Annotated in this window: 11 protein-coding genes; 6 read left to right on the forward strand and 5 right to left on the reverse strand. The window is 41.5% G+C overall.

The window, feature by feature from the left end:
• Positions 1-119: 119 nt before the first annotated feature.
• Positions 120-1,769 carry an electron transfer flavoprotein-ubiquinone oxidoreductase gene (locus ACSLUR_RS15325; protein ID WP_448555988.1) on the reverse strand — a complete coding sequence of 550 codons (1,650 nt, stop codon included), beginning with the start codon at positions 1,767-1,769 and terminating at the stop codon, positions 120-122.
• A gap of 289 nt (positions 1,770-2,058) precedes the next feature.
• Between ACSLUR_RS15325 and ACSLUR_RS15330 the strand changes: the two genes are divergently transcribed.
• From ACSLUR_RS15330 to ACSLUR_RS15345, 4 genes are all read left to right on the forward strand, one after another.
• Positions 2,059-2,811 carry an electron transfer flavoprotein subunit beta/FixA family protein gene (locus ACSLUR_RS15330; protein ID WP_116002413.1) on the forward strand — a complete coding sequence of 251 codons (753 nt, stop codon included), beginning with the start codon at positions 2,059-2,061 and terminating at the stop codon, positions 2,809-2,811.
• On the forward strand, positions 2,808-3,731 hold the full coding sequence (locus ACSLUR_RS15335) for an electron transfer flavoprotein subunit alpha/FixB family protein (RefSeq protein ID WP_448555990.1): 924 nt from the start codon (positions 2,808-2,810) through the stop codon (positions 3,729-3,731). The genes ACSLUR_RS15330 and ACSLUR_RS15335 overlap by 4 nt, the downstream gene beginning before the upstream one ends.
• 157 nt (positions 3,732-3,888) lie before the next feature.
• The gene (locus ACSLUR_RS15340; RefSeq protein WP_116000675.1) at positions 3,889-4,218 is read left to right on the forward strand and encodes an SUI1 family translation initiation factor; all 330 of its coding nucleotides are present in this window, start codon (positions 3,889-3,891) and stop codon (positions 4,216-4,218) included.
• 49 nt (positions 4,219-4,267) lie between these two features.
• Complete coding sequence (locus ACSLUR_RS15345) at positions 4,268-5,065, forward strand: response regulator (RefSeq protein WP_116018113.1); 798 nt, start codon at positions 4,268-4,270, stop codon at positions 5,063-5,065.
• A 113-nt stretch (positions 5,066-5,178) separates the two neighbouring features.
• Here the strand turns inward: ACSLUR_RS15345 and ACSLUR_RS15350 are convergent, their stop codons facing one another.
• Both ACSLUR_RS15350 and ACSLUR_RS15355 read right to left on the reverse strand, forming a co-directional pair.
• Positions 5,179-6,363, reverse strand: coding sequence for a hypothetical protein (locus ACSLUR_RS15350; RefSeq protein WP_448555993.1), 1,185 nt, complete (start codon positions 6,361-6,363; stop codon positions 5,179-5,181).
• A gap of 98 nt (positions 6,364-6,461) precedes the next feature.
• The gene (locus ACSLUR_RS15355; protein ID WP_448555995.1) at positions 6,462-8,012 is read right to left on the reverse strand and encodes a sigma 54-interacting transcriptional regulator; all 1,551 of its coding nucleotides are present in this window, start codon (positions 8,010-8,012) and stop codon (positions 6,462-6,464) included.
• 278 nt (positions 8,013-8,290) lie between these two features.
• Between ACSLUR_RS15355 and megL the strand changes: the two genes are divergently transcribed.
• A complete protein-coding gene (megL, locus tag ACSLUR_RS15360; protein ID WP_448555997.1) occupies positions 8,291-9,496 on the forward strand; it encodes a methionine gamma-lyase in 1,206 nt (401 codons plus the stop codon).
• A 31-nt stretch (positions 9,497-9,527) separates the two neighbouring features.
• Here megL and ACSLUR_RS15365 read toward each other — a convergent pair whose 3' ends face one another.
• Complete coding sequence (locus ACSLUR_RS15365) at positions 9,528-9,968, reverse strand: HIT domain-containing protein (RefSeq protein ID WP_448555999.1); 441 nt, start codon at positions 9,966-9,968, stop codon at positions 9,528-9,530.
• Between the two features lie 4 nt (positions 9,969-9,972).
• Positions 9,973-10,920: a ribosome biogenesis GTPase YlqF gene (ylqF, locus tag ACSLUR_RS15370; RefSeq protein WP_448556001.1), complete on the reverse strand. Its 948-nt coding sequence runs from the start codon at positions 10,918-10,920 to the stop codon at positions 9,973-9,975.
• Between the two features lie 156 nt (positions 10,921-11,076).
• Here ylqF and ACSLUR_RS15375 point away from each other — a divergent pair, with 156 nt between their 5' ends.
• A complete protein-coding gene (locus ACSLUR_RS15375; RefSeq protein WP_448556003.1) occupies positions 11,077-11,586 on the forward strand; it encodes an acyloxyacyl hydrolase in 510 nt (169 codons plus the stop codon).
• Positions 11,587-12,361: the final 775 nt, after the last annotated feature.

The following is a 12,361-nucleotide window of genomic DNA, read 5'->3' on the forward strand; positions in this document are numbered from 1 at the left end:
GAATAGCGTCTACTAAGATGTACTCCACATTTCAATAGCCATAAAAAAACCACTTCAATTGAAGTGGTTTTTGTTAGCACAGTTTTCTTAGCGTAGTTTTGTCGGTAACAATCGCTAAATTACATGTTCGGGTAATTTGGACCGCCCGTGCCTTCTGGTGCTACCCAGGTAATATTCTGGCTTGGGTCTTTAATGTCACACGTCTTACAGTGGATACAGTTTTGTGCGTTAATCACAAATTGCTTGCCGTCTTCAGTTTCTTGCACTTCGTATACGCCAGCTGGACAGTAACGCTGTGCAGGCTCGGCATATTTTTCCATGTTTACTGTCATTGGGATGGTTGCATCAGCCAATTTTAAGTGACACGGCTGCTCTTCTTCATGGTTAGTGTTCGATAAGAACACAGAAGATAAACGGTCAAAGCTTAATTTACCATCTGGCTTAGCGTATTCAATCACAGGTGCTTCACTTGCCAATTTTAATTGCGCGTGATCAAGTGAGTCATCACGGAAGTTAAACGGCAATTTACCACCAAAGAAATTTTGGTCGATAGTCGTGTAAGCACCACCCCAGAATGTACCTAGTTTGTGCATTGAAGGTGTGAAGTTACGCGTGCTGTGCAACTCTTCGTATAACCAAGACGCTTTAAACTTCTCATCGTAAGTCGTTAGGTCTTTGCCGCCTTCATCGCCACTTGCTAGCGCTTCAACAATCGTTTCAGCCGCTAATAGGCCAGATTTCATCGCCGCGTGGTTACCTTTGATTTTTGCTGCATTCATGGTGCCAGCATCACAACCAACGATAATACCGCCAGGCATCGTTTGCTTGATCAATGAGTTAAAACCACCTTTAGCAAGTGCACGTGCACCGTAAGAAACACGCTTACCGCCTTCTAAATACTGGCTAATTTTTGGATGATGCTTGTAACGCTGGAACTCTTCAAACGGGCTTAAATGCGGGTTTGAGTAGCTTAAATCAACAATTAAACCAACAAACACTTGGTTGTTTTCCGCGTGGTATAAGTAACCACCACCACCAGTGTCATTGCTTAATGGCCAGCCAGCAGAGTGAACCACTAAGCCTTCTTGGTGCTTCTCAGGGTCAATATCCCAGATTTCTTTAAAACCAATACCGTAGTGTTGTGGCGATTTACCGTCGCTTAAGTTGAACTTATTAATCAGCTCTTTACCTAGATGACCACGACAACCTTCAGCGAATACAGTGTACTTAGCGCGAAGCTCCATACCCGGCATAAATGAATCTTTTTCATTACCTTCGCGATCTAAGCCCATATCGCCAGTAATAATGCCTGCCACGCTGCCATCTTCGTTGTAAATCACTTCTTGCGCAGCAAAGCCAGGGAAAATTTCCACGCCCAGCTCTTCAGCTTGTTCAGCCAACCAACGACAAATATTACCCATACTGACAATGTAGTTACCTTCATTGTGCATAGTCTTTGGCGTCATAAAGCCCGGTAATTTGTGTGCGCTATTTTCACCATTAAAGTAATAAATGTCATCACCGGTTACTGGCGTGTTTAACGGCGCACCTTTTTCTTTCCAATCAGGGAAAAGTTCAGTAAGCGAGCTTGGCTCAAATACCGCACCAGAGAGTATATGTGCACCGACTTCAGAGCCCTTCTCAACCACACATACCATTAACTCTTGTTCTTTTTCTTGAGCTTGCTGCATGATACGACAAGCTGTAGCTAGACCTGATGGACCGGCACCCACGATGACGACATCAAACTCCATCGATTCGCGTTCCATAATTCCCCCTTGAATGTTTTGTTCCGCGTCATTCAAACACTCGTTTGAATTTCAAACATGCGTTTGATAATATCAACCCATTATAGATATTTTGCCGACAAATACTATCCTGTAAGTAACAATTTACTGGTTAACCATTGATTTTGCGCAATCGAGTCTAAAGATTAGATAATTGTGACATTGACGTAACCGTAAACTGAAAGTAGTCTGTCGAGCGTTTACTCAAATAATGATGTTAATACAAAGGTATTGGCATCTCTAACATGACAAGAAACAAACAGAGGCGATGATGAAAGTATTAGTACCCATCAAACGCGTAATTGACTATAACGTCAAAGTGCGTGTTAAACCTGACAATTCAGATGTTGACTTAGCTAACGTAAAAATGGCGGTTAACCCATTCTGTGAAATCGCAGTAGAAGAAGCTGTACGTTTAAAAGAAGCTGGTACAGCAACAGAAGTTGTTGTTGTGTCTATCGGCGACAAGAAGTGTGAAGAGCAAATTCGTACAGCGCTAGCGCTTGGTGCTGACCGCGCTATCCGCATTGAAACTGAAGAGTCTTTAGATTCAATCAACATCGCTAAATTGCTACAAAAAGTGGTTGAAGAAGAAGCGCCACAACTAGTAATTCTTGGTAAGCAGTCAATTGACTCAGACAACAACCAGACTGGCCAAATGTTAGGTGCGCTAACAGGTATGCCACAAGGTACATTCGCTTCTGAAGTTAAAGTTGAAGGCGACAAAGTTAACGTTACTCGTGAAGTTGACGGTGGTCTGCAAACTGTAGCGCTTAACCTACCTGCAATTGTGACAACTGACCTTCGTTTGAACGAACCACGTTACGCAAAATTACCAGATATCATGAAAGCTAAGCGTAAGCCTTTAGATGTTAAAGCCGCTGCCGATTTTGGTATCGACTTAAGCCCACGTGCTAACGTAATCAAAGTAACACCACCTGCAGAGCGCAGCGCTGGTATTATGGTTGAGTCTGTTGACCAATTAATTGAGAAGTTAAAAACTGAAGCGAAGGTGATCTCATGATTTTAGTTTACGCAGAACACGACAACAGCAGCTTAAAAGCTGAAACGTTAAAAACTGTTGCGGCAGCTCAAAAAATTGGCGGCGACATTCACCTTTTAGTTGCAGGCCACAACTGCGGCGCAGTTGCTGAAGAAGCAGCAAAGGTAAGTGGTGTTGCAAAAGTACTAGTGGCAGACAATGCTGCTTACGCAAACCAGCTTGCAGAGAACGTATCGTTACTAGTTACTGAATTAGCAGCAGACTATGACGCAATCATCGCAACAGCACTTACTACGGGTAAGAACTTTATGCCACGCGTTGCAGCGTTATTAGACGTTGCTCAAATTTCTGACATCATTGGTGTTGAAAGTGCTGACACATTCGTTCGCCCAATCTACGCGGGTAACGCAATTGCAACCGTACAAAGCTTAGATGCTAAGAAAGTAATCACAGTTCGTGCAACTGCTTTCGACGCAGTAGCAACTGACGGTAATGCAGAAGTTGTAGCCCTAGGCCAAGCAACTGACGCAGGTATTTCTAGCCACGTTTCTGACGAACTAACTGAATCAGAGCGCCCTGACCTTGGTGCAGCACCGGTAGTTATTTCTGGTGGTCGTGGTATGCAAAATGGCGACAACTTCAAACTACTTGAAGGCATTGCTGACAAGCTTGGCGCAGCAATCGGTGCATCTCGTGCAGCGGTTGATGCTGGCTTCGTACCAAACGACATGCAAGTAGGTCAAACGGGTAAAATTGTTGCTCCTGACCTTTACATTGCTGTGGGTATTTCTGGTGCAATTCAACACTTAGCGGGTATGAAAGACTCGAAAGTGATTGTTGCGATTAACAAAGATCCAGAAGCACCTATTTTCCAAGTAGCTGACTACGGCCTAGAAGCTGACTTATTCGAAGCATTACCTGAATTAGAAGGTAAGCTATAAGTTATCGCTTGAAGCTTATTTAGCTGAAGCTAAGCTTTTCTAAAGTTTGGCGTAAATCAAAAAACCAGCGAGTTCGATTAGAATCGCTGGTTTTTTTTCGCCTGTTATTTGGATTGTGGTTATAATTGCCTAAATTTCATCAAAAGCAGTTACGCCTATGTCTTGGCAAGATCAATTATCTACCCTCGTTTACTCCACCGATAAAGGTCGAATCAAAGAAGAAACCGAAGAGACCGTTACCCCAAGTGATGGCTTTGCCAAAGTGCGCCGAGAAACAAAAGGCAGAAAAGGGAAAGGCGTTGTGGTGATCTCCGGTCTAGGCTTAGCAGCAAAGGAATTAAAGAACCTAGCCAGCAAGCTAAAAAAAAGCTGTGGCACAGGTGGTAGCGTCGTTGGTGAAACCATCGAAGTGCAAGGAGACAAGCGCGACGTGATCAAAACAGTGCTAGAAAAAGAAGGTTTTAAAGTTAAGTTTATTGGCGGCTAACCTTTTTGCTACACAAGAGAATTAAGTATAAAAATAAACGGAAGCAGTAATGGCAAATATTACCCCAAGCGAACTCTCTATTTTATTGATAGAGCCCTCGGACACTCAACGTAAAATTATTGTTGGCGAATTAGAAAAGGCTGGAATTACACAAATTACCACCGCGAACAATGTTGCCGAAAGTATTGCGATTGTCGATCGTCATCCACCCGATTTAATCACCAGTGCGATGTATTTTGATGACGGCACTGCACTTGATGTGCTCAAACATATAAAAACCAGTGACAAGCACGCTGATATTGCCTTTATGTTGGTTTCCAGCGAATACAAAAAAGAAAGCTTGGAAGAGTTTAAACAATCAGGCGTTGTTGCCCTGTTGCCTAAGCCTTTTACGCCTGAACACTTAAGTGCGGCTATTAACACTACCATTGATTTGCTATCACCGGATGAAATGGAGTTAGACTACTTTGATGTTAACGACATTCGCGTATTACTGGTCGATGATAGTACTCTTGCCCGTAACCACATCAGACGAGTGCTTAACAACCTTGGACTACAAAAAGTAACGGAAGCAGAAGATGGTAAACAAGCCATTGGTATCTTAGAAGACAATATGTTTGATATTGTGGTTACTGACTACAACATGCCAGAAGTTGACGGCAGAGAGCTGACGAAATACATTCGCGAGCAAAGCCAACAATCGCACCTTCCTGTGCTAATGGTAACCAGTGAAAGTAGCGAAACTCACTTAGCGAATATTGAGCAAGACGGTGTTAATGCACTGTGTGACAAGCCGTTTGAACCACAGTTTGTTAAACAATTGCTGTTTCAACTATTGCAACAATAACATTCTATCTGAGTCTGATATAAATCAAACTGCCAGAGTCTTGTGTTGCCGCTAATAGCCCTTAACCTCTCTGGCAGTTATACATTGGTTTAGAACCAAGATTATGTGTTCAATTAAGAACCTCTAATCTCAGCTTGGGTGTCAGCTTTAGCACGACAATTTTGTTGATATTTCGCAACTGAGGACTGATTTTCGTCTATCACTAACTTTATCGCTTCTAGTTCGCCAATATTGTCTATGTTATGAAGAAATTGACGCATTAAAGACTCATCCGAGAACATCATCATTTCAGCTGTATTGAAACTTTCATCGGTTCTTATTTTCAAGAATTCTTTACGTCTCTCATCTAATAAATCTAACGACTCCTTATCGCCATAATGTCGATACACTGTACTTTGCAATGCCGAGCCTATTGAACGAGTTATTTCTAGAGTACCGCGAGCAGTTAGCTCCTGCCCTAACTTCATGCAAGTATCAGCTTTAACGCTGTTGTCTAAGTCAGCTTCGCACCAGTCTATTATTGGCATTACTGGTATTATCGTTGTCGAGTGGATACCAATACCTACCATAGCATCCAAATTAAAATTAGCACCTTCTTCCCCTGATAATGCCTGAACATAAGTAAGTGCCCATTCTCCATGCCTTTCATTGAAAAAAGCAGTTTTTGCTAATTCTTCAACGTTATTTGTAAATGCGATATCGTCGCCGCTATTCGCATAGAAAGCTGCAGCTGATAACCTAGCCATTCCGTTATATTTATCAACTATTACAAGGCGTTCAATAAGTGCTTTATCACAGCGTTCGTCAAGTGACTCAGCACACAAATTGAGTAAAGCATTTGATAACAAGGGACTCGTTTGATCTTGCTGGAAATGATTATAAAGCTGATCAAATTTGCTGCTTCCTTCAGTCGTAGTAGCAAACAATGCGTGATACAGCCTTTCATCTATACTGTCAGCACTGGCTAAGGAGTTAAAGTAATCCAAATTTTGTTCAAGCCTTACTTTAGTTGGCCTTGAATAATCAAGGGAGCAATCTATATCACTGGCTCTTGCTTCTATGTCATCAGTTATCGTTGGTAAAATTAGGTAAGTATTTACATCGTTAGTGGGTTGCTGCGGGTTAGCCTGACTTCGTTTTATTTCAGCTACTTCCAACTGATTGTTGGTCACTGCAATGCTTAGCTCCTCGGGAGGTACAACATTAGATGTTTCAATTTCGCTGGTATTAATTAAATACATAAAAACTGAAATCGTAAATACTACGCTTAGCGCGATTGCTACGTGGTGTCCTTTCATCGCGAGTTTCCTTGAAATCTAATAAACCCTAAAACACTTTATCTAAACCTTTATAGTACATCATTGAATTAAAATACTTTACTGGATATTTGGCAATTTTAATTTGTTATTTGGATGCCATATTGCCTCAGCTTTATCGCAATTTTGTTGTGGGAAACAGCTAGCCGTTGTGCAAGCTTACGTGTACTAGGGAAATGCGGATAAAGCGCCTTCAATAAGCTACTTTCAAACCGAGATTGCGCTTCTTGCCAATTATCTACACTCAACCAATTTGATGTTTCCCCTTCCTCCATAACGTTTAATGAATCAACCGCAGCCTTGTCATCAAATGTTGATGTAAATTGATTCAGCACTTGCTTGATCATTGGCGCGGTTATTTGTTTGCCACTATTTAATGCCGTTAGCCTAAACATCACATTTTGTAGCTGCCTAATATTTCCTGGCCAGTTGTAAGCATGCAAAACGCTAAGCGCATCTGGCAGCAATTCTGGTTTAGCTAATTTGGTTTGCTCGCAAGCTTGGCAAATAAAATGATCACATAGTTGTTTAATATCTTCGACTCTGGCCTTAAGCGGTGGGAGCACAAGATTTAACACGTTAAGCCGATAGTATAGATCTTGCCTAAAGTTGCCTTGGGCAATGAGTTGTTCAAACGGTTGATGACTAGCAGAGATAATTCGCACATTCGCTTGTGTTTCCTTATCTCCACCCAATCTTCGAAAGCTATAATCTTGCAAAAAACGTAATAATTTTGCTTGCAAGTAAACTGACATTTCTGCAATTTCGTCGAGAAATACCGTGCCGCCATTTGCTAACTCAAATAACCCTGGTTTACCTTTGGCACTTGCCCCTGTAAAAGCACCAGCAACATAGCCAAATAGCTCACTCTCAAGTAATTGTTCAGGTAGCGCCGCGCAGTTAATCGCTAAGAATGGTTTGTCTTTACGATGACTTTGCAGGTGAATTGCGCGAGCAACCAGCTCTTTACCTGTACCTGTTTCGCCATTTATCAATATCGGTAAATCTAGCCCCGCAAACTTGAAAAGCTGCTCTTTGACCTGAAGAATCGGTGGTGAATCACCGACAATATCTTCCATACCGTTAAAACTAATGGATTGTTGAAAGTTGGATAATTGATTTGCAACTTTATCTAGCGATTTAAGCATAACAACAGCACCGCTAAAAACACCATCAATCCATAAGGGAGTAACTTCAGCTTGGAAAGTTTGTTCTTCAAAGCTTACATCTCTGCTAAAGGCGGCTTTCTGCCTAAGTTCTGTAAGCGTAATCCCTAATACTTGCTCGCTTGGGCGCGACAAATAGATATGACTATGATGATTACATGAGATGACTTGCCCCGCGGTATCAAGATCAAAGATGGGGTCGGGAATGCGTTTAAGTAGTGCTTGTAAATGTTGCTGCTTTAGCTCGCTAGGCAGCAGGTCGAGCTGCTGGCAAAGACTGACGCCATCTACCTTTGATATTGATTGCTGAATAGTTTCAAAGTCTAAATCTCGGCTTTCAATATTCAGATAAATAACACCACTGGCAACTTCCATTGCCTTAATATTTAGGCCTAGATTAGCCAGTTCATTCAATATTTCCTGACTAATACCAAGTCGATCGGTTGAGTACACTTCAAATCGCATGTAATTTTTTTGATACGTGTCACTTTTTTATTACATAGAAGTATTGCTAACTATTGGTCGATTATCAACCAAGACATCAAGTAAACATTATGCCTAGCAATAAAAACTTACATTTCACTATGCTGATTGTTATTTTCTTACGTAATATTTTTGTGACACGGTTTGAATTGGTTAACGCTACCCCTTTGTTAAATATACTTTTATTTTTAGGCTCATAATTTGCTTTGTCTTTGGAATCCTTAGGAAAATAACAACAATAAGTAGACTTGGAGTTGACCATGACATTAAGCAAGCATATTGCCACGAAAGCTATTCATGCTGGACGCATTAACGATGAGCAGTTTGGCTCACTAGCGACACCGCTTTATCAAACATCAACGTTTATATTCGATAATGCTATGCAAGGCGCTAATCGCTTTGCAGGTGAGGAAGCCGGCTTTATTTATACCCGTTTAGGTAATCCAACCACTCGTCAACTAGAAATGCGCGTTGCTGCAATGGAGGGAATGGAAGACGCGGCTGCAACCGCTACAGGCATGGGGGCTGTATCTGGCGCCTTGTTAGCTAATTTGTCTGCTGGTGACCATTTAATTGCTTCTAAAGCCGTTTATGGCTGTTCATATGCATTAATGGCTCATCAATTAACTAAATGGGGAATTGAGGTCACGTTTGTTGATATGACAAACATCGACAACATAGAAGCGTCAATTCAATTCAATACCAAGGTGATTTTCTTAGAATCGCCCATTAACCCCAATTTAGTGGTACTTGATATTGAAGCTATCGGAAAGCTAGCCAAAGAACATCAGATTATTTCCATTATCGACAACACATTTTTAACCCCAATCTTGCAACAACCAGCCCAATTTGGCTTCGATCTTATTGTTCATAGTGCAACTAAATATCTAAATGGTCATGGTGATGTTGTCGCCGGTATCATTTGCGGCTCAGCTGATATGATCAGCCATATCAAGCTAAGCGTGTTAAAAGATATCGGAGCAACGATTAGCCCACACGATGCATGGCTGATACTCAGAGGATTAAAGACTTTACCTATTCGTGTAGAGCAGCACTGTAAAAGCGCACAGATAGTCGCTGAGTTTCTAGCCCAACACCCTATGGTAGACAAAGTTCACTACCCGGGTCTAAAAGAACACCAAGGATATAAATTTATAGGTAAGCAAATGAAAGCTGCTGGCGGTGTTATCGCCTTTGAGATTAAAGGGGATATTGCAGAAGGAGCGGCTTTAATTAACCGCATGAAACTTTTTTCAATAGCGGTAAGCTTAGGAGATGCAGAATCGCTAATTCAACACCCCGCCTCAATGACGCATTCTCCTTACTCACAAGAAGAGCGACTAGATGCTGGGATCAGCGACACGCTAATACGTATTTCAGTTGGCCTAGAATATGTTGAAGATCTAATTGCTGACCTAAAACAATCGCTTGATCAGGTCAGCAATAACGCGCAGCGGGTCGCCTAACCCTTAAAAAGCTACTTAATACTGTGGCATTTTAATTGTTGGCTAGTACTGCCTCTATACTGGGTAGTACTTTAGCTTTCAGTTGTTCAACTTCTATTTCAGTGTATGGTCTCATAGGCAATTCACCCCAAATCGGTTTTGGCCAAGCAGGGTCATTTGCAAAGCGTACAATGTGATGTATATGTAATTGCGAACAAACATTACCAAGGGCTGCTACATTCATTTTGTCACCCTGAAAAAGCTCTATTAATATTTCGCTTAACATACTGGATTCATTCTGCAGTTGCTGCTGTTGCTCCCAGTCTAACTGATAAATGTCTTTAATATTTTCCACCCTAGGAACCAAAACAAACCAAGGGTATTGCGAGTCATTCATCAAAAGTAATTTACTCAGTGGTAAGTCAATTAATTCGATACCATCGCGCACCAATAACTCATGAAGTTGGAATTCATTTAATTGAACATCTGTCATGTGTTTATCTCTTTTTCTTTTTCGGTTTATTTTTACGGCCACGACCGCGAGCTTCTTTGCGTGCTTCACGTTCAGCTATTTTCTTTTCTTCTAACTCATTAAAGTGGATGATTTCTTTTTCCACTATTTCAGGAGTTTCAAAAGTAAGTTCGCCCAGCGTTTTATCTCGAATTTCATTCACTAAGATAGCTGAGGCCTTATGGAAGTCGACATAACCACCACTTTTCACACAGCCGCGATTACGACCAATTTCCTCAATCAGTTCAACTTCCGTAAGTGGCAATTCATCAAGCTTGTAACGCTCTTTTAATCGCTCAGGATATGCCTCCAATAAATATTCAGCAGCAAAACAAGCGATTTCTTCATGATCAAAAGCTGTATCTTTGACGGCACTGGTTACTGCTAAACGATAACCACTATTTTCATTTACTATCTTGGGCCATAGCATGCCAGGCGTGTCATAAAGATATAAGCCATCTTCTAGTCGAATACGTTGCTGACCTTTGGTTACCGCAGGTTCGTTACCCACTTTCGCCTTTGCTTTACCCACTAGCGTATTGAGTAATGTCGATTTACCAACATTGGGTATGCCCATGATCACAGCATTAATTTGTTTGCCTGTCTCATCTTTATGCGGCACTAGCTTTCTGATCAACTGAGGAATTTGTTTTGCAATAGACGGAGACTCAGTGGTCAAAGCAATCGCCTTCACATTTTGCTGGGCGTCTAAGTAGTCCAACCATACTTTAGTCATTACTGGATCAGCTAAGTCAGACTTATTGAGAATTTTGATCAATGGTTTGTCACCGCGAATTTCAGTGATCATCGGATTTTCGCTGCTAAACGGCAAGCGTGCATCACATACTTCAATTACAACATCAATTGTCGGTAGGATTTCTTTGATCTCTTTTTGGGCCTTGTGCATATGACCCGGGAACCAGTTTATTGCCATTCTTAAAGGGGAGTTAAACGAAAATACATAAATAGATTTTATCACCCAACAAGTTAAAAATCTTAACTAAAATAGCGTTAAATCCCACCTGACAAGTTCGCTAGCAAGTTAATTTTATTCTAAGGTTTAAGTAAGCCGTCTTATTATGTTTGTTCAATGAAATTATTATTATTGTTGGTAGTGTTAATTGCACAAAGCAGTGTAAGCGCTCATAGCCTTTACTATGCAATTGGAGAGTCGACAGCTAAAGACAGATCTGACACCCAAAAGCTTGGTCTTATATTCAAGCCCCCCACAAATATAGGGCTACTAGAACGAAACAACCTCTATCTTACACTTGATGTTTCAGCCGCATCTTGGCAAAACTTGTATGGCCCTGACTTAAAAACAGGTGCTCTTATTCCAATGTTCAATTACCCACTCAGACAGCAAGACCAATGGTGGTTTATCAAATTTGGGATAGGCGCCGCTTACGTTGATCAAACGCGCTGGGGAAACAGAAGACTAGGTAGTAATTGGATGTTTGAAGATAAATTCGAAGTTGGAATTAGAGCAAATCCTAATCATCAAATAGCTTTATCTTTCTCACACTACTCCAACGCTAATACCAATAAGAATAACGACGGGCTGAACATTATCTCTCTACTTTATCAATACAACTGGTAACAGCGGCGTCAAATACCAACCAAATAGCTTAGCAAATTTAATTCAGCCACACTCTGACTAAGTTATTTAATCAGTTAAGTGTGTGGCGAGCGAAACGGTGCAGCGCATCACCTTCTTTTAGTACAGCGATGATCTGAGATTCTGTAAAACGTGATTTTTTCATAGTTGTCTCCCGCTTAAAGCGTTGCAGTAAACTCTAATTATGCCTGTGTCAGTTTAGGGGAGTGGACAATATGTTTAGGTGGTGCTCAAGGGTTAATTTCACTGAGCGATGCTGCAGTAAAATTTTTAAAGGCTATAGATGCAAAAAACCCGTAGCGTTAGCTACGGGCTTTTCTTAATTAAGTGCCTAGCGATGACCTACTTTATTACAGGCATCCTGCCTTCGACCCTACGGGTCGCACAAGTGCGCTCAAAAATGTTCCCGACATTTTTGTCACATGGAACCTCCCATGGACCATAGACACACGTTGCATTTGACGTGCAAGGATGCACTAATGCCGCGAGAGCATGGATGCTCAAGAGCGGTCACTTCAGCCTTTTTTGGTAATAGCGCATTCCCTACATGGATGTAGGTGATTAGGACAACGCAAGGAGCAGTTGCCGAGGGATCAGGTGGTACTGCAACGCTATTGTCGCTAAAGTTTTTTAAGTAGCCAATACGAAAAAGCCCCTGTCATAAGACAGGGGCTTTTCTTAATTAGATGCCTAGCGATGACCTACTCTCACATGGGACCTCCCACACTACCATCGGCGCAGTTGCATTTCACTTCTG

The sequence above is a fragment of the Thalassotalea montiporae genome (genome assembly GCF_053485855.1).